This is a genomic window from Bacillus cereus group sp. BceL062 (assembly GCF_051780025.1).
GTDB classification, from domain to species: Bacteria; Bacillota; Bacilli; order Bacillales; family Bacillaceae_G; genus Bacillus_A; species Bacillus_A toyonensis.
Window position 1 is genome coordinate 52,880 of record NZ_JBPWGY010000002.1, and the last position, 24,642, is coordinate 77,521.

The window sequence follows — 24,642 nt, forward strand, 5'->3', positions numbered from 1 at the left end:
TGTAGGATAAGTATATGTTTTTTTAGTAGAAATGAAAATATATATTGTGAGAAAGTGAGAGAGAAGTAAGATTTGTTGAAATATAGCCAATAAGAAATTGGTAGTACTACTTATTTCTTCTATATAATAAAGAAGAATTTTACGGATGAAGGAGAGAGCATAATGGATCATACATCATTCCGAGCAATCGTCGTGAAAGAAAAAGAAAATAATCAATTTGAAAGAAAGCTTGTTGAGAGAGAAATCAATCGTTTACCTGAAGGAGATGTGCTAATACGAGTTCATTACTCTTCATTAAATTATAAAGATGCGCTTTCAGCTACTGGTAATAAAGGTGTAACGAGAACATATCCTCATACGCCAGGAATCGATGCTGCAGGAGAAGTTGTGAGTAGTGAAGATGGTTCCTTTAAGGTAGGGGATCAAGTTATTGTAACGGGGTATGATTTAGGTATGAATACGTCTGGTGGATTCGGAGAATATATTCGCGTGCCATCATCTTGGATTGTTTCTTTACCAGAAGGAATGTCTTTGAAGGAAAGTATGATGTATGGGACAGCTGGTTTTACAGCTGCACTATCGGTATATAAGCTCATTGGAGCAGGAATTATGCCTAATATGGGAGATGTTTTAGTAACTGGTGCTACGGGCGGTGTAGGTAGTGTAGCGGTTAGTATTTTAAGTAAGTTAGGATATAACGTAGTCGGAGCAACAGGGAAATTGGAAGAAGAAGAGATGTTACTACGTTTAGGAGCAAAGAAGGTAATTCAGCGTGAAGAGTTGAGTGATGAATCAGGAAGGCCAATGCTTAAAGGAATATACGCCGGGGTTATCGATACTGTGGGCGGAAAGATGTTAGAAACAGCATTGAAATTGGTACGATATGCCGGTTGTGTAACGACATGTGGTAATGTGGCAGGGCATGAATTACACACAACAGTATATCCGTTTATTTTGCGAGGTATTAGCCTTGTAGGAATAGATTCCGTACAATGTCCAGTAGATATGAGAAGAGAAGTGTGGGCATTGTTAGCGACAGAGTGGAAGAACTTAGAACTATTATCATATACAGAAGAATGTACATTAGAAAAATTAGATGAGAAGTTTTCGCTCATATTGCAAGGAAAGTTAAAAGGAAGAACAGTTGTAAATATGAAATAAAAAAGAGACGCTAACTTGAGCGTCTCTTTCCTATTATAATGATTGTTTTAAATTGATTTTTCCTTGTTCACCTAAAACACCGTCAGCGATATTTACAGCGTGATCACCGATACGCTCTAAGTTACTTACCATGTCAACGAAGATGATGCTTGCATCGCCTGAACAGCTGCGTTCGTTTAGACGTATTACGTGACGTTTGCGAAGAACACGTTCCATTTGGTCGATTTTACGTTCTTTTGCAATAACAGTTTGAGCTAGTTCAGTGTCAAAGTTTGTTAAAGCATTGATTGCATCTTGTAATGTTGAAATTGTTAATTCAAGCATTTCATTTAATTCAGTTAGTGCGTCGTCTGATAGTGAAACGCGGTTTGAAATTTGGAAATCTACAAGTTCTACAAGGTTTTCTACATGATCACCGACACGTTCAATATCTCCAACAACACCAGCTAAAACAGAATGCTTCTCAGAATCTGCTGATGAAAGTGGTTTTTCTGATAGTAAAACTAAATACTCGGTAATTTTTTTATCTAAATTGTTAATAGCTCCTTCTAATTGAGTAGCCATATTAGCGTGTTTTTTGTCTTGTGTATTTAAAAACTGGTTTGCTTCTTTTAATCCATCTAATGAAAACTCCGCCATACGGATAATCTCTTTTTGAGCTTCTGTTAAAGCAATAGCTGGAGATTGTTCAATAAAGATTGGATTTAAATGTTGTGGTTTGAAGTTAATAGATGCATCTTCACCACGAATAATTTTTGTTACAATCCAGGCTAATACTGCAATGAATGGGAACTGAATGATTGTATTCGTTACGTTAAATGTTCCATGTGCAAATGCAATTGTCATTTCTGGATTCAAGTTTAATGACGTTTGGAAATATTGAATTAAATTTGTAAATGGTATCAATATAATCGTAAAAATAATGGTACCGATAATATTAAAGATAACGTGAACTAATGCTGCACGTCTTGCTGCAATTGAAGTACCGATTGCTGCTAATACTGCTGTAATTGTCGTACCGATGTTATCACCGAATAATACAGGAAGGGCAGCTTGTAAATCGATTGCACCTTGACCGAATAATTCTTGTAAAATACCGATTGTTGCGCTTGAGCTTTGTACAATTAAAGTGAAGACTGTACCGACAATAATTCCTAAAATTGGATTATCACTCATGCTAATCATTAAATCTTGGAATGCCTCTAATGAACGAAGAGGTTTCATACCTGCGCTCATTAATTCTAAACCGAAGAATAACATACCAAAACCGAATACAACTTGACCTACAGAATGTACTTTTTTATTTTTAAAGAAGAATAGTAAAATCGCTCCAACTGCCATAACTGGGAGAGCGTATTCTCCGATTTTAATCCCGATAATAAATGCAGTAACTGTCGTACCGATGTTCGCACCCATAATAACACCAATTGCTTGTCTTAATGTCATAAATCCGGCACTTACAAGTCCGACTGTTAAAGCGGTTGTTCCTGAACTTGATTGAATTAATACAGTAACTAACATACCTGCTAGTACACCCATAAGTGGGTTCGTTGTAAAACGATCTAAAATATCGCGAAGACGATCTCCAGCTGCTTGTTGCAGTCCATCGCCCATGTATTTAATCCCGAATAAGAAAATACCTAATCCACCAATGAATTGGAAGATCATTTCTTGAACATTATATTCCACGCATTCCACTCCTTAAATTTCATGTACGATGTAATTATTAACTAAACCTTGAGGCACTGTAAACGGTTTGCTAGTAAAATTTACACTAAATTTACAAAAGGATAAAAAGTTTACAATTCTTTAAAGAAACAGCTGTATTTAATTGGTTTTATTCTTTTTCAAATAGTTTTCTTGTAAAGAAATCACATTTATCACACTATTTTAGGATAATAAAAAAACGAGAAAGACTATGTAAATTAGGTGTACTAAGTGAAGTCTTAAATTATTTATAATGGTTCTTTACATATTTTTTCTTGAAGTTAGAAAAATATGTAGGGGAAATAGGGGATTTGAAACGAGTGGATGAAATGATGGTGAAAAACGATCGAAGTATTTTAAACCATTTTGTCTTGAAGTGTTTGCAACAATAAAAAAAGAGCAATTCGTATATGAATTTGCCCTGTTTTTTAATTGGAAATTCGGAGTACGTCGTAATGTGAAAAACTATGTGAAGTAATCATCTTTTAACTAGAGTTGTCTTTATGTTGCACATGAATGACGACATTTCCCTTTTTGTGTCCCTCTTCAACATATATGTGAGCTTCAACAATTTCCTCAAAAGTATAGTGCTTATCAATGGCTACTTTTATTTTCTCTTGTTCAACAAGCTCTTTTAGGAAGACTAATGCTTCGGAAGTTTCAGGTGCGTTTTGACTTAATATTAATTTCTTACGACTTGTCAATTGCGTCCATAGCATTTGAGCACTCGGTAATGGTTCGACTATATTTATATAAGTGCCATTTTCTTTTAACAATTTTATACAATCTGAAAATGTACTTTTATTTACAGCTTCAAATATAATGTCATAAGCGCCGTCTATAGTAGAAAAATCTCTTGAGGTATAATCAATTACTTCGTCAGCTCCTAGAGATTTTATTAATTCTAAATTGGAGCTACTGCATACTCCTGTAACTGTCGCACCGAAATATTTAGAAATTTGTATGGCATAGCTTCCAACGCTTCCAGAAGCGCCGTAAATAAGGATGTTTTGACCGTTCTGAATGTGAGCTTTTCTAAGGAAAAACAAGGCTGTACGTGCCCCGATTGGAATGGCTGCGGCTTCTTCATAGGTTATATTGGAGGGTTTTATACATACTGGTCCATCTTCAGCTATACAAATGTACTCAGCATAAGAACCGAAATTTGCTTGGGTAGCAGCAAAAATTTGATCTCCTATTTTAAAACGAGTAACGTCTTTTCCTACTGATTCAACTTCACCAGCCAATTCCATTCCAAGTATTTGTTTTTTCGGTTGTTTAATACCAAGTGCAATGCGAGCAGGTAGCCAAACAGAAGAGGGAACCGTAAAACTTCTTGAGCGAATATCGCCTGCTGTTACGGTTGTCGCTTTGATTTTTACAAGTATTTCGTTTTCTTTAGGACTAGGTTTTTCTACCTCTTTCAATTGAAGAACGTCGGGGGGACCATATTTTGTGTACACTATTGCTTTCATTAATATTTCCTCCAATTCGTTGTATATATTAATATCATACGAACAATATGAATATATAGAACGGTGGTTCACCTTACAATACATTGCAAAAAGCAGTGTGATTTTTGGAGAATCCACTGCTTTTTGCACTTGTTTATATATGATTTTTTAGTTGAATTACTTTAAAATAGAACGATTTAACACTATCCAACGGCTTTTTCGTTTGTTTTATCGTTTTGCTTTTGTTTTCGTAAGCTTGTAATGTAAATGAACAGAAAAGCAATAAGTAATAGGGAAGAATAACGATATACAGTCGCATAGTTTGTAAAATGTGCAATGAATCCGAAAATAATCGCTCCCGCACCAATTCCAAGGTCAAATGCTGAGAAGAATGTAGCTGTTGCGACTCCTCGTCGGTGCGGTGCTACTCGGTCGATCATCCATGCTTGTAGCGCAGGCTGAATCGCTCCGAAGCCACTTCCGTAACAGGCTGCCGCAATAACTAAGCTCGGAATTGTCGTTGTATACGACAATAAAATAATACCTGCGAACGTTATAATAACCCCTGGAATGATGACGAATGTATGGCCTTTCGCATCATATAACTTTCCGGAAAATGGACGAGTTACAGCGATTGCTAGCGCGTTACATAAAAAGAAGAGACTAATATCAGCAATGCCAACTTCGGTAGCAAATAGTGTGATAAAGCTGCCGATTCCTCCGTACATTAATGTAATACATAATATTAATAATGAAGGAAGTAAAGCTTTGCGCTCAATAAATCCATCGAGAAAAGTACCAGATGATTGTTTTGGTGGTTGTTTCGTTTTTTGGATTTGAAGTAGTTTCGTTAAAATTAATGAAACGATTGTGCATGAAAGTGCACATAAAAAAAGAACGTTGAAATTATATGCTTGCATAAGCCATAGTCCGATTAGTGGGCCGAGAGCCATTGCAATGGTTCCAGAAAGTCCGAAATATCCCATGCCTTCTCCGCGGCGAGCTGCTGGAATTAAATCAGAAACGACAGTTCCATATGTAGTCGTTGTAATACCGAAGCCAGCTCCGTGTAAAATACGAACGGCAAGCAAGAGAAAAATGGTAGAGGCGAAAAGGTAACTGCCCATAGCGAGTAAACAAATAGCAGTACCGATCATTAAAATGATTTTTTTATTAAATTTCTGTAAGGCGTTTCCAGTTAGCGGTCTAACAAAAAGTGCCGCAACGGTAAACATACCGACGACCAATCCGATATTTGAACTTGTGCCACCGATTTCTTTCACATAAACAGGTAAAGTTGGAATTAACATTTGAAACCCTAAAAACATACATAAGTTTGCAAAAATTAAAGCAACAAACTCTTTTGTCCATAACGGTTCTCGTTTTACGAGTATTGCCTCTCCCATATATTCATCCCCTATATACATTTTTTCCGCTATTTGCGGACAGTAAAATTCCCACCTCAAAATCTGGCTGGAGCAAAGAAGTTAGGTGGAAGCCCTGCTGCCCGCAAACGCCCGATTGGTGAAGGCTAATAATCGGTGGGGGATGAACAAAACCCCCACTGATTAAAGTTTCACTTTATCTCTTTTCTTTTGAGTATATGTATTGGTCAATGTAGCAGTCAAGGAAGGTGTCTTGAAAGCGGATAACAATTTTTAAAATGAAAAACTGACAAATTTGTGTAAACGCTACACAACTATGAAAAAAAGATGTAAAGTATAGATGTATAGACTTGTAGTTGTTATGAATGATAGAAATTGTTTTTTCTTTAAAGAAAGCGGATTCAAAAGGTAGTGAATGAGAAGGGGATATATACTTTTTCGCTACATATATTTGAAAAGGTTTACAAAACAATGAAGAAAGAGGCGTGTACATATGAGACGATTAGGTATTTCTATTTATCCAGAACATTCAACGGTAGAGAAAGATAAGGAATATGTAACATTAGCAAGTAAATACGGATTTACACGTGTGTTCACATGTTTACTATCTGTGGATGGAGAAAAAGAGAGAATTATTGAAGAATTTAAAGAAACGATCTCTCATGCGAATGCATTAGGATTCCAAGTATTAGTTGATATTAGTCCATCTGTTTTTGAACAATTAGGTATTTCGTATAATGATTTATCATTCTTCCATGAATTAGGTGCGTACGGTATTCGTTTAGATGTTGGTTTCTCAGGATTAGAAGAATCAATTATGACTTATAATCCGTATGGTTTGAAAATTGAGATTAATATGAGCAATGGTACGAAGTATGTAGATAACATTATGAGTCATAGACCAAATCGTGAAAATTTAATTGGCTGTCATAATTTTTATCCGCACCGCTATTCGGGGTTATCATACGATCATTTCATTACATGCTCGAAACAATTTAAAGATTACGGCATGAGAACAGCTGCATTTATTTCATCATTTGATGCAACATACGGACCTTGGCCAGTAACAGAAGGTTTATGTACGTTAGAAGAGCATCGTGAATTACCGATGACAACGCAAGCGAAGCATTTATTTGCGACAGAATTAATTGATGATGTTATTATTGCGAACGCTTATGCATCAGAAGAAGAATTACAAGCACTAGGTGCGTTAAATAAAGAGAAACAAACATTTGATATAGAACTATACGATACAACGACAAATTTAGAAAGAATTATCGTATTAGAAGAACCTCATTTTTATCGCGGGGATGTATCTGAATATATGATTCGTTCTACACAAAGTCGTGTGAAATATAAAAAAGAAGAGTTTAAACCTCATAATACGCGTGAAATTAAGCGTGGCGATCTTTTAATTGATAATGAGCAATATGGCCAGTATAAAGGTGAATTACAAATTGCATTAAAAGATATGGTGAATACAGGAAAAACAAATGTAGTTGGTCGAATTATAGAAGAAGAGATTTTCTTACTAGATTATTTACATGCTTGGGATAAATTCGGATTTACATTAAAGAAATAGAGAGAATATAAAGGGGAAAAACTACTGATTTCAGCAGCTTTTCCCCCTTTATATATAAAGAGCGAGAGGAAGAGCTATGACAAAGGTGCATCAGCGATTAATTTCTATTTTAGAGGAGTTTTTAGAAGAGAAATCGATGTTAAATCGAGCTTTTTTAGCGAACCGATTACATGTATCAACGAAGACGATTCAAAAAGATATAAAATTATTAAATGATATATTGGAAGAAAACGGAGCGAAAATCGAATCGCAAAGAGGGACTGGATATGAACTAGAAATTATACAAACGAAGATATTTGAAGAGTTTTGTGTGAGTCTATTTCAAAAACAGACGGAAAAGATCCCAACTTCTTATGAAGAAAGAGTTGCGTATATTTTACAACGTGTTTTAACGACAGAAGGATATGTGAAGCTTTCGCAGTTAGCAGAAGAAATTTACGTGAGTAAATCAACTGTAAATTTAATTATGAAAGATGTTACAGATATATGCGGTCGCTATACATTGCAAATTGAAAAGAGACCGTATTATGGTATACGTATTGTGGGAGAGGAATTTAATATTCGTTCTTGTTTATCACAATATGGTTTACCACGTTATGAACATACTCCGTTTCATGAGCAATTTGAGCAGACGGATACATATGTATCGTTACCTCATATATCACTCATTCGTTCAATTATATTAAAGTATATTGAGGGTGGAACAATATATTTATCTGATATAGAAATTGATAATCTAGTTATTCATATTGCAATCGCATTAAAGCGTTGTCAAAGTCAACATTATATGACGGGACTGCATGTGGAGCAATCAGAACTTATAATAAAGAAAGAATATACAATTGCGAAGCAGATTTTAGGAGATTTAGAGAAAGAGTTAAAACTTTTATTTCCAGAAGAAGAAGTATTATATGTGACGGTGCATTTGTTAAGTACTGCTGTTACAGCGAGAGATCGCTATGAAAATGTAGAAGAGCTATTAGGAAAAGATATATATGCATTTATGCAACATATTCTTTTTAAAGTAGCGGAAGAACGGAATCTTATTTTTTATTATGATGAAGAATTATTATTTGGATTTGGTGTTCATTTAAAAACGTTATTAAATCGTTTGAAGTATAAGTTAAATACGAGAAATCCTCTTTTGGCAGAAGTGAAAAAGAATTATCCGTATGCTTTTGAAATTGCGGTTCTCGTTGGAGATATAATTGGTGAATATACGGGTGAAACGATTCCGGAAAGTGAAATTGGTTATATTGCTATTCATTTCGGCGGAGCGATGAGCCGTTTGCAGGAGCAGAATCAAAAGAAAAGATGTTTACTAGTTTGTGCGACTGGTCAAGGGAGTGCACAACTATTAAAATATAAAATTTTATCACAATTTCGAGATAAATTAGAGATTGTAGGTATTACAGGTTATTATCAATTGAAAGTAGAAGACCTTTATAAAGATAAAATAGATTGTATTATTAGTACGATTCATATACCGAGTGGTTTGCCTGTACCAGTTATAAAGGTGAATTCAATATTTGATGATAAAGAGATTAAATCGATTGGTCAGCAATTGTTTACGCATGTGAATAATAGTGTGCAGCAATATATAAAAGAAGATTTAATCTTTTTAAATCGTAGTGCTTCTACGAAAGAAGAAGTTATTCAATTTTTATGTGAGAAAGCCGCTGAGAAAAACTATGTGCCAGAAAATTTTTATGCTTCTGTTATGGAAAGAGAAAATACATCTCCGACAGCGGTTGGGAATTTAGTGGCGATTCCGCATCCGATGCAGTTATTAAGTGAGGAAACATTTTTGATGTTTTGTACACTTGATAAGGCTGTTGATTGGGGAGATAAAAAAGTACAATTGATTATTTTATTTAGTGTGAAGCGCAATAATAATGAAGATTTGCAACGGCTTTATGATTTTTTATATGATATTATGTCTAATCAGAATACGATAGAGAATTTAACTCAGGCTGAATTAATTGAAGGTTTTCAAGAGATTTTATTATCGTATTGAAAAAGTATATAAAAACTTCCGTTACATAACGGAAGTTTTTTATGTTTAATTGTATGCGTTTGCATAATAAGATGAACATATAGAAAAACAAAGCTTGGGGGAAGTTAAAATGACTGATATGCAAACTCCATTTGCGTTAATTTTACATGGTGGCAACGCGAGAAGCGCGGCGCTTGAAGCAATCGCTTTTGCAAGACAAGGAGATTTTGAGAATGCGAGTGAAAAGATGGAACTTGCTAGTGAAGAAATTTCAGCAGCTCATCGTATTCAGACGGATTTAATTCAAGAGGAAGCAAGAGGAAATCATGCAGAAATAAGTTTACTGTTAGTGCATGCACAAGATCATTTAATGAATGCAATTACAGTGAAAGAACTTGCTGAAGAATTTATCGCTCTTCATAAACGTGTGGAAGAGAAAGTGACAGTATAATATGTATATTTTATTATGTTGTGCTGCAGGTATGTCAACGAGTATGGTTGTAAGAAAAATGCAAGAAGAGGCGAAGAAACAAGGGAAGGATTATAAAATTAAGGCAGTTGATTCAGAACTTGTGAAGCTTGAAATTAAGGAAGCAGATGTCGTTTTAATTGGTCCGCAAGTGAAATATTTATTTCCGGCCGTAGCGTTTCTTGCAAAGTCATACGATATACCAGTTGCTATTATAAACCAACGAGATTATGGCATGTGTGACGGTTTGAAAGTACTTAAGCAGGCAGAAGAATTAGTTTTAGCGTAATTATATTTTTTTAAACATAAACATTATAATGTTATAACTTTTGGTTATATTGAACAAAGGGAGGGCTATTGATGAATGGGTTTATGAGTTTTATGGAACAGAAGATTATGCCAACAACGCAAAAGATTGCAGGACAGCGACATTTATTAGCAATTCGAAACGGGGTTATTTCTACATTACCATTAACGATCGTCGGATCATTTTTCGTTATCTTTTTAAACTTACCAATTGATGCATATATGGAGTGGATTGCACCGTTTCGTCATATTTTAGATATTCCATTCCGATTTACAGTAGGCTTAATGGCATTATACGCAGCTTTTGGGGTAGGGGCTTCGCTCGCTAATTTTTATCAGCTCAATCAATTAAGCGCAGGGTTACTCTCTGTACTCGCCTTTTTATTAGCATCAGTTGAACCAATTCAAATTACGAAAGCTGTACCAGGTGTTATTGATGCGGGTAGATACATTTCGGTAGGAACATTAAGTGCCACGTCTTTATTCGGCGCAATTGTTACTGCATTAATTGCAGTAGAAATTTATCATTTTATGATTAAGCATAATATTTCGATTAAATTACCAGAAAGTGTACCACCAGCAGTTGCAAACTCGTTTGCAGCATTAATTCCAACTCTAGTAGTTATTCTTTTATTCTGGGGTATTCGTTACGGTTTAAAATTTGATGTAAATACAACGATCACATATTTAATCGCACCATTAAAGTCAGTATTAGTAGGAAACAATTTATTCGGCGGTTTATTAACAGTATTTTTAATCGTGTTCTTCTGGTCATTCGGTATTCATGGCCCAGCGATTTTAGGACCAATCATTCGTCCGATGTGGGATTCAGCAATTCTTGAAAATATGGAAGTGTTCACAGCTACAGGAAATGCACATCAGTTACCAAACTTATTTACAGAGCAATTTATTCAATGGTTCGTATGGATTGGTGGGTCGGGTTCAACGTTAGCTTTAGTCATTATGTTTATGTTCTCTAAATCTAAGTTCTTAAAAGAGTTAGGTAGATTATCATTCGTGCCAGGTTTATTCAATATTAACGAGCCAATTATTTTCGGGGCACCGATTGTAATGAACCCAATCTTAATTATTCCGTTCGTTATTACACCGTTAGTTACAACGACGGTATCATATTTCGCAGTTGTTTCAGGTATGATTCCACTTATGATGGCGAAGTTGCCATTTACGATGTTAGCGCCAATTGCAGCAGTGATTAGTACGGACTGGACAATTATGGCTGGCGTACTTGTAATTATTAACTTTGTAATCTCATTTATTATTTATTATCCATTCTTCAAAATGTATGAGAAACAACAAATAGCAGGAGAGGAGAAAACAGAATGCTCGGAGCAATTATCATCTTAATTACATTTGTGATCGGACAATGCATTGCTCATTATTCGAAATGGGTACAAAGTAAATCTTTATTAGTTTTACTACTCGTATCAGTTTTGTTTATCGGTTGTTCAATGGGTGCATATGTAATTTTAGGTCTACACTCACCGTACGTAATTATTGTACCGACAATTTTATGTGCAACATGTTTATCTGCAAAATATAGATTTACGAGCATGGCATTAATACAACGTGTGAAGGAGATGCAAAAGCATGGAGCGTAAATTAGGAATTTCACTTTATCCAGAGCATTCAACGAAAGAAAAAGATATGGCTTATATTTCCGCAGCGGCACGACACGGTTTTTCAAGAATATTTACTTGTTTGTTATCTGTGAATCGTCCAAAAGAAGAAATTGTAGCTGAATTTAAAGAGATTATTAATCACGCAAAAGATAACAATATGGAAGTTATTTTAGATGTAGCTCCAGCTGTGTTTGATCAGCTTGGTATTAGTTATAGCAATCTATTATTTTTCGCAGAATTAGGCGCAGACGGTATTCGTTTAGATGTAGGTTTTGACGGATTAACGGAAGCGAAAATGACGAATAATCCGTACGGTTTAAAAATTGAGTTAAATGTAAGTAACGATATTGCGTACTTAGAAAATATTCTTTCGCATCAAGCGAATAAATCAGCTTTAATCGGTTGCCATAATTTTTATCCACAAAAGTTTACTGGTCTTCCGTACGATTATTTCATTCGATGTAGTGAACGTTTTAAAAAGCACGGTATTCGCAGTGCAGCCTTTATTACATCAAATGCCGCAAACATCGGTCCATGGGATATTAACGACGGTTTATGTACGTTAGAAGAGCATCGTAATTTACCAATTGAAGTACAAGCGAAGCATTTATGGGCAACAGGGCTAATTGATGATGTCATTATCGGAAATGCTTATGCGAGTGAAGAAGAGTTAGAGAAATTAGGAAACTTAAATCGTTACATGCTGCAGCTGAAAGTACAATTTGTAGATGAAGCGACGGAAGTAGAGAAGAAAGCGACGCTGCAAGAATTACACGTAAGACGCGGCGACATAACAGAATATATGGTACGTTCTACAGAAGTGCGTAAAAAGTACAAAGACTATGACTTCCCGATGCGCGAAAGTGTGCTACAGGAAAGAGGGCAAGTTGTAATTGGTAATAACTCATTCGGAAAGTACAAAGGTGAACTGCAAATCATCTTGAAAGAGATGCCGATAGATGAACGAAAAAATATCGTCGGTACAATTGCGGAAGAGGAGTTATTCTTACTAGATTATGTAGGAGCTTGGACGCAGTTTACTTGTGTGGAATAGGGAAGATAGGGGGCGTTCTAAATTTTGGAACGCTTTTTTAATAGTAAAGTGCTTTTAATGTAAAAATTTGTCGATAAATCGATATTTCTTGTCGAATCGTTGATATATTATAAGTTACGATAGATATATTCGAAAAATCGTTGATATATTGTAGGTTACGATAGATATATTTGAAAAATCGTTGATATAATTTCATTTACTGTGACATTTTTCAGTAGTTTAATAGAGTAAAAAAAAGAGTCAGCCTCAACAATGAGACTGACTCTTTTTTTATAGTAATTAGTTTAAAATTTTCACTGTAACTGTTTTACGTCCCCAGTTACTTGAAGTGCCTTTATCTGGCATTAAAACGTCGATTTTATTTCCTTTAATAGCTCCACCAGTATCACCAGCGATTGCTACTCCGTAACCTTCAACCCATACTTTTGAACCTAATGGAATGACACTTGGATCAACTGCAATTAGTTTCATGTTTGGATTTGCTGTTAAGTTGTGACCTAAAGCTGATTTTACTTGGTCGCCTGCTTTATAACCATTTTCAAGTGGATCTGCTGTGTAAGCTGTTGCTACAACTCTTAACTCACGAGAAGATGATGGTGTGCTTGTTTCAGTTTCTTTTGCAACAGGTTGTTGTGTAGCTGGTTTTTGAGCTTTAGCCGCTTCACGAGCTTTAGCTGCCTCTTGAGCTTTAGCCGCTTCACGAGCTTCAGCATCTGCCTGAGCTTTAGCTTCTTCACGAGCCTTAGCCGCTGCCTCTGCTTTAGCTTCTGCTTGAGCTTCAGCATCTGCCTGAGCTTTAGCTTCTTCACGAGCTTTAGCTGCTTCCTCTGCTTTAGCTTCTGCTTGAGCTTCAGCATCTGCCTGAGCTTTAGCTTCTGCTTGAGCCTTAGCTTCTTCACGAGCTTTAGCTGCTTCCTGAGCTTTAACTTCTGCTTGAGCTTCAGCTACTTCACGAGCTTTAGTTGCTTCCTCTGCTTTAGCTTTTGCTTGAGTTTCAGCTACTTCACCAGCTTTAACTGCTTCACGAACTTTAGCTGTGTCTTGAACTTTAATTGCTTTTTCAACTTTAACTGCTGGTTGAACTTTAACTGGTGCTTTACCTGTTAAGTAAGGAACATGAACATAAGCTGTTTTTCCGTTATATTCAAATTGAATCCAGTCATTTTGCACTTCGTGTGTTGTTTCGATTACATCATCTTGTTTCAACTTACCAAGAATTTCTGAATCTGTGTTTGCTCCAGCACGTACGTTTAATACGTTTGCTGTTACGTAGTAAGTATCTCTCGTATAGTCAGCGCTTATGAAAGCTTCTTTACCGCTATTCAATTTAACTTTTGACCATCCGTTTTCTGTATGTAAAACATTTACTTTATATCCATCTAATAATTTTCCTACAACTTTTGATTCAGTAGTTGGGTTTTCTCGTACGTTTAGTACGTCAGTCGTTACGATTGTTTCTGCTTTAGCAGATGTTGTGAAAATCCCAAGACCAAAAACCGCTGCTGTTGCTATACCCATAAATTTTTTCATAATAGCCTCCATTGCATTTGTTTTCGTTGACCTCATTATAGCAACCATTATTTTCTTATTTGCGAAAAACATAAAATTACAAAGCTTTCGTAACGGGGCATTAATATTCTGTAATAATTCCATAAATAACCTGATAGCGCTTCCTTATTGTTTTTTGGAGGATTAGAGCGTGTGAAACATAAAATGATTGGTATTTCAATTTCTATAACGTTAATAGTATTACAGTAATGTTTCTAATTGTTTTCTGCGGTATTACAAAAATGGTGTGTTTTACTGTCGAAACGAAAATTTAGTTATAAAATAATAATATTTTTGACTGTGGAAATATATAAATGAGGTGAAATTTAATGAAATATCGATAGAATTGTTACAAAATAAGTCGATGCATGGAAAAAATTACGCCTTGTATTTTGTCTATTACATATTATTTTTGCAATAATAGGATTCGATAATAGCCCGAGTATCTATAAAGAATGAAGAGTATTAGAAAGATAGTTGTAACGTGAAACATATATAATAGAAGAAACACAATTTGATAGGTAAATAAAAAACGTAGGAGTGTACACTCCTACGTTTTTTATTTACTCATATCGTAAACACTCAATTGGATCAAGTTTTGCAGCTTTGTTAGCTGGTAGTAGTCCGAATGCAATACCGATTAGCATTGAAATACCTACTGAAAGAAGTCCAAGTTCTTTTGAGATAACAAGTGGCCATCCGGCAAAGATTGAGACGATCCAAGCGAAGAAGATACCGAGCATGAATCCGATAAAACCACCTAGTCCTGTTAAAATACAAGATTCGATTAAGAATTGCGTTAATACTTTACCGCGTGTTGCACCAAGTGCTTTACGAATACCGATCTCACGTGTACGTTCTGTTACAGATACAAGCATGATGTTCATTACACCGATACCACCAACAAGTAATGAAATAGCAGCGATACCACCGAATACCATTTTCATCATACCGATTGATTCATCTAGTTGCTTCGTAAATTCACCCATATCTTGAGCTTCAAATTTATGCTCAAATTTAGGAGCTTTCATATCGTTTAAAACAGAAGCGGCTTGTTTTTCTACACTTTTACGTTCTGCTGGTGAAGTTAATATTAATCTTACAGAGTCATACTCAGTTACTCCTGAGATTACAGGAGCGTTTTCAAGTGATGTATAACCTTCTGACATAGCCATTCCGAAATCATTTTTCGTTTCATACACACCGACTACTTTATATGGCTTTCCTTTTATGTCAGTGTATAAATTTGATTCCCAGCCGTTAAATAATTTATTGAAAGCTTCTTCATTTAAAATAACAGCAGGAATCGCTTGCTTTAATTCACTATCATTTAATTCACGACCGTGAACTAATTTTATTTTCGCATCTGTCATGAAGGCGCCTGTTCCACCTCTTAAATCAAGAGAGACATCTTTTGAACCAGAAGATGCTTTTACTTTCATACTTACATCTGGATAAACATCTTTAACGCCTGGCACAGTTTGAAGACGTTTTAACATATCAGCTGTAATTTTGGCACTATCAGTTCCGTAATCAGGGTTGTTGTAGTAAATCGTTACTTCTGTATCTTTTCCTTGGCCTAATTCTTTTTTAAACTTTGCATTTGTACCATCACCCATTGAAATGATAGTAATAATGGCGCTAATACCAATAATAATACCTAGCATTGTTAATATAGAACGCATTTTATGAGCAAAGATAGAGGAAAGGGCCATGCGTATATTTTCACTCGTGTTCAAAATTAACCTCTCCAATCTTGGACGATATTTCCGTCACGAATTACAATTTGACGTGCTGCAGCTTCCCCGATTTCACGATCATGGGTAATCATAATGATTGTTGAGCCTTGTTTGTTTAATTCGTAAAAGAGGTCCATAATTTGTGTACTCGTTTTCGTATCAAGTGCACCCGTTGGTTCATCAGCTAAAATGAATTTTGGGTTATTTACAATTGCACGGGCAACGGCAACACGCTGCTTTTGACCACCGGATAATTCGTTCGGTAAGTGAGTAGCTCGATCTGCTAAACCAACTTTTGTTAAAGCGGCTAATGAGCGTTCACGTCTTTCTTTTTTATCGACTCCAGCGTAAATAAGAGGTAGTTCTACATTTTGAAGTGCTGTAAGTCTCGGTAATAACATGAAGTTTTGAAATACAAACCCGATCTCTTTATTACGAACGCGTGCAAGTTCGGTTTCAGACATGTTTGAAATATTTTGTCCTGCTAATTCATACGCACCTGTCGTTGGTTTATCTAAGCAACCGATAATGTTCATTAAAGTGGATTTACCAGAACCAGAAGGTCCCATTATAGAAGTGAATTCTCCTTGGTTTAGTGTTACGTCAATTCCGTGTAATATTTGAACGGACTCTGCACCATTTTGGAAGGATTTCGTGATGCCTTTTAAGTTAATCACTGGGCGACAACCTCCATACCATCTTTTAAGTCTTTTTCAGGTTTAGAGATAATTTGTTCTCCTTTTTTCACTCCAGAAACTTTTGCTTCGCTATCTGTCTCGAATTCAACAGTAATCGCTTGTTCTTTCGCTTTACCATCTTTTACAACGAAGACAACATTTTTGTCACCTTTTTTCACGATGCTGCTTTTCGGAACAATTGTACCAGTTGCTTCGCCAGATTTACTTGTTACGTAAACGTGGAAGCCGTTTTGTAATTCTTCACTATTATCTAATGTGACAGTGAATTGATAGTTAGAAACAGTTTTATTTTCGTCCATGCTCTTTAATGGTGTAGAACCAATTTCCGTTACTTTTCCTGTCCAAGTCTTACCAGCGACCGTTTTTGATGAAACAGTTACTTCTTGCCCAACTTTCATACTAGCAAGCTCATATTCAGAAAGTTGACCTTTTACTTTAAATTGACCAGCATGACGAAGAGTAATGCCACTCATACCTGTTTTTTCATCAGCAGTTTTCACGATATCATCAATTACACCATCAACAGGACTTGTTACAGAAAGATTGTTTACTTTCTCTTTTGCTGCTTTAATCATTTCATCAGATTTTTCAACTTCAAATTTTTTCATTTCAAGTTGCGATTCTAATTGTTGCACTTCGACTTCCGATGCTTTTAATGCTTCCTGAGGAAGACCTGCATTTTTATCTTTTTGTAATTTTTGTTTCGCTGCATCGATTTGTTTTTGGAACAATGTTACTTCTTTTTGTGCGATTTTCTTTTGCATTTCTGCTTCCGTTACACCTTGTTTAGCAGTAGGGTCATTATATTTAAACAGAAGCTGCCCTTTTTTCACTTCATCGCCTTTTTTAACCGCTAATTCATACGTGCCTTTTGTTGGATCAAATGAAATAGTTTCAATTCCGTTTGGAATAACTTCACCGCCAAATTTTTGCGCGTTTTCGATTTGTTTTTCTGTTACTTTATAACTGCTATATGCCATTGCAACATCTGAACCACCACCAGCAAATGCAAAGTATGATCCAGCTGCAATTCCGATTGCTACTACACTAGTAATTAACACTTTATTTTTCTTCTTCATCTATTTATCACCTTTTCGTTCGTTTTAGTATCTACATTAAGTATAGAAGAGGTGAAGAATCTGACAAATCGTTTTAGCTTACAATAACCTTACAGTTTTGTAAGGTATGAATATGTAAATGTAAGGTAGAGGTTGTCCTAGCTTAAGCAAATGAATTGACTCGTTGTTTCTTTCCTACAATAATATTGTAGGAAGGAGAGGAGGAAGGAAGATGGAAGCTTATTTTAGTGCGCATCCATTAAAGCCATTTATTCCATACTCAAGGCAACATGCCATTATATTATTTATTATGTTGGTGGGGATCGTTTTTCTATATCAATACCAAGATGTATTACGTCAAATTGAGTGGAATATAACGGTTAGATATGCGATTGCATTTCTATTTATAGGAAGTGAAATTGGGCTTCATATGTGGGAATGGAAAGCCGGGATTTTTGACCTAGGCACTTCATTACCATTTGAGTTATGTACGATTAGTTTATTATTAGCGTCAATTATGATTGTAACGAAAAGTTATCGCATATATGAGATTGTGTTTTTCACAGGAATTATCGGTGCATCACAAGCCATTTTAACGCCAAACTTGCAGTATGCTTTTCCGCATTTTCGTTTCATTGAATATTTCATTGCGCATGTATTGCTCATTTGGGCACCGCTCTTTATGACCTGGGTAGAAGGGTATCGTCCGACAGTACAATCTATTAAACGCACAATGATATTTTTAAACATATTGATTCCAATTGTTTCGTTTGTGAATTACAAAACGGGTGGAAATTATATGTTTTTAGCTCATAAGCCAGAAACTGCCTCATTACTCGATATGTTAGGAACGCATCCTTACTATATTATTTCATTAGAACTCGCAGCGCTTATTGGATGTTTTATTGTGTATATGCCGTTTGCGAAAAGAGAAAAACATGTACATAAAGAATCACTAGGATCATAACCTAGTGGTTTTTTATGTTTGAATATTTACAATTCAGAAAATTAAGAATAAAATTAAAGGGTAAATCATAGAGAGAGAAGGGGAAAAATGGTCAAAAAAGTATTTTTGAATGGGATGGAAATGACGATTCAATTTATTATTTCGATTTTGGGGATTATTTGTTTAGGAGCACTGCCGAAATTATTTTATGGATTTGAGCTGCATGTATCAGAGTACATAAAGAGTTTAAAAGAAGTATTTTTGAACTTAATGGATCTCTCCAATTTGCAATATGTGAGAGATAAATTTTTATTCCCACAGTTGTTTGTCCATTATAAAGAGACGATTGTTATTTTTTTGGCCGCTTTTTTCATTTCATTATTTGTAGCATTTTGTATCGTTTATATGATTATGAGTAGTTCACCGCGTATACAACATCGAATTAAATCATTTCTTATCTTCCTAGAATCCATTCCAGACATTCTTCTTATTTTAGTATCACAAATTTTAGTTATATGGTTTTTTAAACAAACAGGTTTTTTACCTTTTCAAATTGCGTCAATTGGAGGCGAGTCGATTAGAGGATTGCCAATATTATGTTTGAGTATACCGACAACGATTATGTTTGTAAAAATGTTAGTGCTTCGTTTTGAAAATGAGCTAGAAAAAGATTATGTACTATTTGCTAAAGCGAAAGGTCTGAATCGCTTTCATATTTTAAATCGTCATATTTTACGAAACGTGTTGCTTAGTACACTTTTCTTTGCGAAAACGAATGTTTTTTTTATGCTATCTAATTTATATATTATAGAATGGATTTTTAATACGAGTGGTGTTTTTATGTTTTTGAAATCGTATATGGGTATTAGGATTGAGGTTTTCATCGTTAGTGTGCTGCTTATTTATATTCCGATTTTTATTATATTTAAATTGTTTCATTATCTCATTCCAGCTGCGATGAAGGAGAGATTATAATATGTGGACGTATATAAAACGCGATAAAAGATTTTGGATAAGCATTGGTTTTCTTCTCCTATTAGTTCTTTTGAGCATCGGAAATACGATATGGAATGATGGACAGATTAAAAAAGTTACACTGCAATATGATGCGGATGGAAATCCAGAAGTGCCACCGTTTTCACCTTCACTACAATTTTTACTCGGGACAGACTTGAAAGGATATGACCTTTTACATTTAGTCATTGAAGGTGCGAAGTGGACGATTGGTATATCTATTTTAATTGCGGCACTTAGAATGGTAATAGGTGTGTTTTTCGGTGTTATACTCGGAACATATATAAAAAGAGGTTTTTCAAAGATTGAGGCTTTTTTTGATAGTTTCACAGTTATTCCGACAGTTATGATTGCGTATTTCTTTCTTCAAGCTGTGAATAGATTTGGAAGTGGAGAGGAAACAACAACTTTTTTTGAAAGGGCTTCGTTCCAAGTTGTATTACTTGTACTGCTTGTGATGCCAGTTATTGCACTTTATGTGGCGAAGGAAGTTCGTAAATTACAAACGGAAGAATTTATTGATGCTGCGCGCATATTAGGTGGATCAAGAAGACATATTGTTATAAAGCACCTTTTTCCGCATCTCAATATGACGTTTATACTCGTATTTCTTCAGCAGTTTACTCAAACCTTGACTATTTTACTTCATTTAGGGTTACTTGAGGTGTTTTTTGGTGGGACAGTCCAGTTTGGTGGACCGATAGGGATAAAAGAAATAGACTCTTACACACATGAATGGTCAGGGTTAATAGGAGTCTATTTTAGGTCATTAACAGTGCATCCATGGATTCCTCTCGTCCCAATTACATTTTTCGGGCTTACTATTTTTTCAGGAAATATGATTGTAAAAAGTATAGAAGAGGCGATGTTAAAAGTAAGGTTAGGCGGAGAGATAAAGAAGCCAGTTGTAGAAGAAGAACAATCTGTTGTGCAGTCAAAAGAAGAGTTATTTACTTTTAAACATACGATGTGAAAATAAAGAAGAAGCAAGCATAATCAATGCTTGCTTCTTTTTTTATTTCGTAGAAACTTCACCTTCAGCTTCTGTTTGCGGAATAAAGTATCCGATTATACCACCGATAATTGCCGGAACAATCCAGCCGATTCCTAAGTTATAAAAAGGAATTGTGTGTACGATATTAGCGATAAAGTTTGGAATCATTCCCACATTATCAAGTGCATGAATACAGCTAATAAGGAATGCAGCCATCATTGCTCCGATATAGACAGAAGGTTTACGTTTCGTATATTTATCAATAAATGATACGAAAATTAAAATGATTGTAATTGGATATAAAATAATTAATACAGGTAATGTAATTTTAATTAATAAGCTTAAGCCTAGGTTTGAAATGATGAAGCTAAATATACAAACGTATAGTACCAGTTTCTTGTATGAAACATTCGTTAACACTGTTGCGAAATAGTTTGCGAATGCACTTACAACACCGATTGCAGTCGTTAAACAAGCGAAAATAATTGCGATACTTAATAAAACATTACCGCTTGTCCCAAAGAATTGATACATAATCGTAGCTAATAGCTGACCACCGTTTTCAAATTGTCCTAAGTTTCCGTTTGAAGCCCCGATATAACCGAGTAAGAAATAAACAATTGTTAAGAAAAGGGCAGCAATGCTTCCGCAAATAATTGTATATTTTGCGATGGATTTTTTATCTTGTATACCGTTTTGGCGAATTGCATTTACAACAATCGTTGATAATACGAGCGCCCCAATTGCATCTAACGTTAAAAACCCTTCAAGAAATCCTTTGAAAAATGGGATGTCTTTATAGTCACCGATAGGTTCTGTGAATGATCCTGGTGAAAGAATTGCTTTTGTTGCCATAATTGCAATAATTACAAGTAAAATTGGCGTTAATATTTTACCGATATGATCTACTAATTTGGATGGATTTAATGATAGGAAGTAAACGACTGTAAAGAAAATAGCGCTAAAAGCCAACATAGAATACCATTGATCTGGGAAAAGTGGTGCAATCCCAATTTCGTAAGATACAGATCCAGTTCGTGGAATAACAAATAGTGGGCCGATTGAAAGATAAATAATGATAGCGAATACTGCTGCGAATTTTGGATGAACACGGCTTGCTAAAGTGTTAAAACTACCACCGGCAAGGGCAACAGCGACGATAGCTAGTAAAGATAAACCGACGTCTGTAATAATAAATCCTGTAATGGAAACCCACATGTTTTCTCCGGAAGAAAGACCGAGAAGGGGCGGGAAAATCATATTACCAGCACCGAAGAAAACTGCGAATAGTAGTAAACTAATCGAAAGTATTTGCGCTGGTTTTAAAGTTGTACGCATATAAAGAAAATCCTCCTAATGAGTATTTTTGTCGAAAATTCAAATAATTTGTCGAGTAACTGTTATTATTTTAAAGGTCTGATGACTAGAAAGCAAGAGGGAATTTTATAAAAATTAAAAAATAATGCATTAAATTGAATAAATATACTATTTATATGTTAATTAGGAAGGATTTAACTTTACATATAAAAAAACACACATATCGTTACGATATGTGTGTTAAAAGAAAATCTTTTTATCACGTTCTTCTTTTAAAATTTCAACTGCTTCTCGGAAGCGTTGTGAATGCACAATTTCTCGTTCACGTAAAAAGCGTAAGCTGTCATTTATATCTGGATCATCGGATAAGTTAATGAGCCATTGATATGTTGCGCGCGCTTTTTCTTCAGCGGCAATATCTTCATATAAATCTGCGATGGGGTCTCCTTTTGCCTGAATATAAGTAGCAGTAAAAGGAACACCACCTGCATTATGATAAAATAAAGCGCTATCGTGATTAGCGTACTGTGCGTCTAATCCGGCAGCTTTCATTTGTTCCGGTGTTGCATCTTTTGTTAATTTATAAATCATTGTAGCGATCATTTCTAGGTGTGCGAATTCTTCGGTGCCGATATCGGTTAGCAAGCCAACGACTTTGTCAGGGATAGTATAACGCTGATTTAAGTAACGAAGGGCAGCAGCTAGTTCGCCGTCAGCACCACCGTACTGTTCAACTAATAATTTGGCAAGGGCTGGATTACAGGTGCTTACTTTAACCGGGTATTGTAATTTCTTCTCATAAATCCACATATTTTCTCTCCTTCATATTTGCCATGGCCAAGGACCTTTGCTCCATTCCCATGGAGCGTTAGAATAACTATTTCCAAACTGCTGAAGTGGTCCGTATTTTTCTTCCATCTTTTGTTTTAATACCCTTCGTTTATAGGAGAAGTCATTAAATTGATTAATCGCAGCAGTGTCATCTGGATGTGTATCTAAATAAAGAGTTAGTTCAACTAGTACAAAGTCTAGTTCTTGAAGCTCCAGTAAAAGTTGATAATATTCTTCTGGTAGCGATTGAGTCACGTCAGTAGTCACCGCCCTTTTTTATAAGGATTTTCATAATAGTCATAAAAAACAGGCCATAAAGTTCCTTTTTGTAATGCCTCTTTTGGTGTGAATTGCGGTAAATTTGGCGGTTGAAAACCTAAAAATAAATTAGGAGGAGTAGAATAATATTTTTTTCCGATAGGAGGACAAGGATCTTGAGGGCTATGGTATGGCACGAATGATCTCATATATTTATTCATGAATAAACCTCCTTAACTCTTCATCACTACGTATTGTATTCAGACATAACAGGCATTTATGACACATATAAAAAAGTAATAAGTACAGGGGGAATGAATGTGGAGAATGTAAAGAGTTTCATTGTGCTAGAAGTAAAGAACTTAAAGGAAACGCTGTATTTTTACGAAGGGATTTTAGGAATAAGCCCCAGTTCAGAGAGACCTCAATTAGATATAACAGGGGTTTGGTATGATGCTAATTCAATGAGAATTAGTTTTGTTATGAATCGAAGTTTAGGTGGACGTGAGAAGAGTATTACAGCTTTGTGTGATGTACTAAAATTCTCAATTTCTAACATAGAGAAGTTAAAGAAGAAATTAGAGTTTTATGAAATTGTATATACAGAAAACGAGTGTACGAAGAGTATTGTAGTACAAGACCCAGATGGATATAAAGTTCAAGTGATAGAAAGAAAGGAACATAGGGAGGCGATTTGATGGAGAGAAATTACGAAGAAAGTGCGTTGTTTGAGCATAAGTTTTGGCTAAAGGTACTGAGTGATCATGCGCAATTTTTACTTGATGCGTTAGCTCCAAAGGAAAAGGAAGATATAAAGAAAGCTACTTATTTTGTTGAGACGTTTACAGGGTTTTTAAATAAAATTCATACTGTCAATCTCATTGCATTCTCAAAAGAGGCAGAGCGAGCTGCTAAGGAGATACGAACGTTTAAATTAAATATTATACAGAAACAGTTGGAGGGGAAAATTACTATTCATTTTACGCCAACTTTTATTAATCATATGGTAAATGAAGTAGAAGAGTATATAACGGTGTTAGAGTTTTTAAAGAAAGGAGAAGTTCTGCCTGTTTTTCATGAACTGCATTACCATCTCGTTTGGTTAACGGATGCGGCTGGTCATGCGGGCTCTATTTCTGGTGGGTTAGATCTTGTTGAAAAAAAATTAAAAGAGAAAAGTGAAGAATTCACGAAGCACTTTGAACAATTTTATTTAAAAGCGGTTGAAATGACCGGATATTTACGGACAGAGCTTCATCATTTTCCGGCGTTAAAGAAGTTTACAAAAGATGTTTCACTTGAACTCAAACTATTTTCGCATTTTCTACATGAAGTAGAAGAGTTAGAATTATCGAATGAAATATTAAGTGCATTATCAGCGAGAATGGCAGATCATATGGCAAGAGAGGAATGTTATTATTTATTAAAGTTAGCACAATCATCTGGACTTGAGATGCCAAAATGTAATCCACTTTAAAGAACAAG

General features: G+C 35.3%; 24 protein-coding genes. 13 read left to right on the forward strand and 11 right to left on the reverse strand.

All coding sequences use genetic code 11. The features are described 5' to 3' along the window. Positions 1 to 96 precede the first annotated feature (96 nt). The gene (locus tag ACS2MN_RS05435) at positions 97 to 1,161 is read left to right on the forward strand and encodes a YhdH/YhfP family quinone oxidoreductase (protein WP_303740959.1); all 1,065 of its coding nucleotides are present in this window, start codon (positions 97 to 99) and stop codon (positions 1,159 to 1,161) included. A 33-nt stretch (positions 1,162 to 1,194) separates the two neighbouring features. Here the strand turns inward: ACS2MN_RS05435 and ACS2MN_RS05440 are convergent, their stop codons facing one another. The 3 genes from ACS2MN_RS05440 to ACS2MN_RS05450 form a co-directional block, all read right to left on the reverse strand. Beyond that, on the reverse strand, positions 1,195 to 2,850 hold the full coding sequence (locus ACS2MN_RS05440; protein WP_000456282.1) for a Na/Pi cotransporter family protein: 1,656 nt from the start codon (positions 2,848 to 2,850) through the stop codon (positions 1,195 to 1,197). A 503-nt stretch (positions 2,851 to 3,353) separates the two neighbouring features. Then, the gene (locus tag ACS2MN_RS05445; protein WP_000644665.1) at positions 3,354 to 4,343 is read right to left on the reverse strand and encodes an NAD(P)-dependent alcohol dehydrogenase; all 990 of its coding nucleotides are present in this window, start codon (positions 4,341 to 4,343) and stop codon (positions 3,354 to 3,356) included. A 182-nt stretch (positions 4,344 to 4,525) separates the two neighbouring features. Then, positions 4,526 to 5,728, reverse strand: a complete 1,203-nt coding sequence (locus ACS2MN_RS05450) for an MFS transporter (protein WP_000503252.1) — start codon at positions 5,726 to 5,728, stop codon at positions 4,526 to 4,528. A gap of 472 nt (positions 5,729 to 6,200) precedes the next feature. Here ACS2MN_RS05450 and ACS2MN_RS05455 point away from each other — a divergent pair, with 472 nt between their 5' ends. The 7 genes from ACS2MN_RS05455 (at position 6,201) to ACS2MN_RS05485 (ending at position 12,754) form a co-directional block, all read left to right on the forward strand. Next, a complete protein-coding gene (locus ACS2MN_RS05455; RefSeq protein ID WP_346994903.1) occupies positions 6,201 to 7,289 on the forward strand; it encodes a DUF871 domain-containing protein in 1,089 nt (362 codons plus the stop codon). 76 nt (positions 7,290 to 7,365) lie between these two features. Next, positions 7,366 to 9,306, forward strand: a complete 1,941-nt coding sequence (locus ACS2MN_RS05460; RefSeq protein WP_000169812.1) for a BglG family transcription antiterminator — start codon at positions 7,366 to 7,368, stop codon at positions 9,304 to 9,306. A 109-nt stretch (positions 9,307 to 9,415) separates the two neighbouring features. Beyond that, on the forward strand, positions 9,416 to 9,736 hold the full coding sequence (locus tag ACS2MN_RS05465) for a PTS lactose/cellobiose transporter subunit IIA (RefSeq protein ID WP_000131325.1): 321 nt from the start codon (positions 9,416 to 9,418) through the stop codon (positions 9,734 to 9,736). A gap of 1 nt (position 9,737) precedes the next feature. Next, positions 9,738 to 10,043 (forward strand): PTS sugar transporter subunit IIB, encoded by a 306-nt coding sequence (locus ACS2MN_RS05470; RefSeq protein WP_000275635.1) that lies wholly within the window; start codon positions 9,738 to 9,740, stop codon positions 10,041 to 10,043. Between the two features lie 71 nt (positions 10,044 to 10,114). Next, a complete protein-coding gene (locus tag ACS2MN_RS05475) occupies positions 10,115 to 11,425 on the forward strand; it encodes a PTS sugar transporter subunit IIC (protein WP_001013063.1) in 1,311 nt (436 codons plus the stop codon). Then, entirely contained in the window at positions 11,401 to 11,679 is a 279-nt protein-coding gene (locus ACS2MN_RS05480) for a hypothetical protein (protein ID WP_000900038.1), read from the forward strand. Before ACS2MN_RS05475 ends, ACS2MN_RS05480 begins: the two co-directional genes overlap by 25 nt. Further along, complete coding sequence (locus ACS2MN_RS05485; protein ID WP_000440065.1) at positions 11,669 to 12,754, forward strand: DUF871 domain-containing protein; 1,086 nt, start codon at positions 11,669 to 11,671, stop codon at positions 12,752 to 12,754. The genes ACS2MN_RS05480 and ACS2MN_RS05485 overlap by 11 nt, the downstream gene beginning before the upstream one ends. Positions 12,755 to 13,033: 279 nt before the next feature. On the opposite strand, the gene entC is transcribed toward ACS2MN_RS05485, so the two are convergent. The 4 genes from entC to ACS2MN_RS05505 all read right to left on the reverse strand — a co-directional run bounded on the left by entC (position 13,034) and on the right by ACS2MN_RS05505 (position 17,818). Further along, positions 13,034 to 14,407 (reverse strand): cell wall-binding protein EntC, encoded by a 1,374-nt coding sequence (gene entC / locus ACS2MN_RS05490; RefSeq protein ID WP_142336481.1) that lies wholly within the window; start codon positions 14,405 to 14,407, stop codon positions 13,034 to 13,036. Between the two features lie 458 nt (positions 14,408 to 14,865). Beyond that, a complete protein-coding gene (locus ACS2MN_RS05495) occupies positions 14,866 to 16,017 on the reverse strand; it encodes an ABC transporter permease (protein WP_002038017.1) in 1,152 nt (383 codons plus the stop codon). Between the two features lie 26 nt (positions 16,018 to 16,043). Next, on the reverse strand, positions 16,044 to 16,718 hold the full coding sequence (locus tag ACS2MN_RS05500) for an ABC transporter ATP-binding protein (protein ID WP_000609098.1): 675 nt from the start codon (positions 16,716 to 16,718) through the stop codon (positions 16,044 to 16,046). Further along, complete coding sequence (locus tag ACS2MN_RS05505; RefSeq protein WP_098705981.1) at positions 16,715 to 17,818, reverse strand: efflux RND transporter periplasmic adaptor subunit; 1,104 nt, start codon at positions 17,816 to 17,818, stop codon at positions 16,715 to 16,717. Before ACS2MN_RS05505 ends, ACS2MN_RS05500 begins: the two co-directional genes overlap by 4 nt. 211 nt (positions 17,819 to 18,029) lie before the next feature. On the opposite strand from ACS2MN_RS05505, the gene ACS2MN_RS05510 reads away from it, so the two are divergent. The 3 genes from ACS2MN_RS05510 to ACS2MN_RS05520 all read left to right on the forward strand — a co-directional run bounded on the left by ACS2MN_RS05510 (position 18,030) and on the right by ACS2MN_RS05520 (position 20,730). After that, entirely contained in the window at positions 18,030 to 18,764 is a 735-nt protein-coding gene (locus ACS2MN_RS05510) for a YwaF family protein (protein ID WP_000388685.1), read from the forward strand. An 87-nt stretch (positions 18,765 to 18,851) separates the two neighbouring features. After that, positions 18,852 to 19,718 carry an ABC transporter permease subunit gene (locus ACS2MN_RS05515; RefSeq protein ID WP_346994904.1) on the forward strand — a complete coding sequence of 289 codons (867 nt, stop codon included), beginning with the start codon at positions 18,852 to 18,854 and terminating at the stop codon, positions 19,716 to 19,718. 1 nt (position 19,719) lies between these two features. Further along, on the forward strand, positions 19,720 to 20,730 hold the full coding sequence (locus ACS2MN_RS05520; RefSeq protein WP_000269942.1) for an ABC transporter permease subunit: 1,011 nt from the start codon (positions 19,720 to 19,722) through the stop codon (positions 20,728 to 20,730). Between the two features lie 42 nt (positions 20,731 to 20,772). Here the strand turns inward: ACS2MN_RS05520 and brnQ2 are convergent, their stop codons facing one another. The 4 genes from brnQ2 to ACS2MN_RS05540 all read right to left on the reverse strand — a co-directional run bounded on the left by brnQ2 (position 20,773) and on the right by ACS2MN_RS05540 (position 23,378). Further along, entirely contained in the window at positions 20,773 to 22,089 is a 1,317-nt protein-coding gene (gene brnQ2 / locus ACS2MN_RS05525) for a branched-chain amino acid transport system II carrier protein BrnQ2 (protein ID WP_001260923.1), read from the reverse strand. 219 nt (positions 22,090 to 22,308) lie between these two features. Continuing rightward, positions 22,309 to 22,878, reverse strand: a complete 570-nt coding sequence (gene cotJC / locus ACS2MN_RS05530; RefSeq protein WP_000265285.1) for a spore coat protein CotJC — start codon at positions 22,876 to 22,878, stop codon at positions 22,309 to 22,311. Between the two features lie 12 nt (positions 22,879 to 22,890). Next, on the reverse strand, positions 22,891 to 23,154 hold the full coding sequence (locus tag ACS2MN_RS05535) for a spore coat protein CotJB (protein ID WP_000194492.1): 264 nt from the start codon (positions 23,152 to 23,154) through the stop codon (positions 22,891 to 22,893). Positions 23,155 to 23,162: 8 nt separating this feature from the next. Continuing rightward, positions 23,163 to 23,378 carry a spore coat associated protein CotJA gene (locus ACS2MN_RS05540; RefSeq protein ID WP_001046260.1) on the reverse strand — a complete coding sequence of 72 codons (216 nt, stop codon included), beginning with the start codon at positions 23,376 to 23,378 and terminating at the stop codon, positions 23,163 to 23,165. Positions 23,379 to 23,411: 33 nt separating this feature from the next. Between ACS2MN_RS05540 and ACS2MN_RS05545 the strand changes: the two genes are divergently transcribed. Together ACS2MN_RS05545 and ACS2MN_RS05550 are read left to right on the forward strand one after the other, a co-directional pair. Then, entirely contained in the window at positions 23,412 to 23,855 is a 444-nt protein-coding gene (locus ACS2MN_RS05545) for a lactoylglutathione lyase (protein WP_015000171.1), read from the forward strand. After that, positions 23,855 to 24,634 carry a DUF2935 domain-containing protein gene (locus ACS2MN_RS05550; RefSeq protein WP_000440951.1) on the forward strand — a complete coding sequence of 260 codons (780 nt, stop codon included), beginning with the start codon at positions 23,855 to 23,857 and terminating at the stop codon, positions 24,632 to 24,634. Before ACS2MN_RS05545 ends, ACS2MN_RS05550 begins: the two co-directional genes overlap by 1 nt. Positions 24,635 to 24,642: the final 8 nt, after the last annotated feature.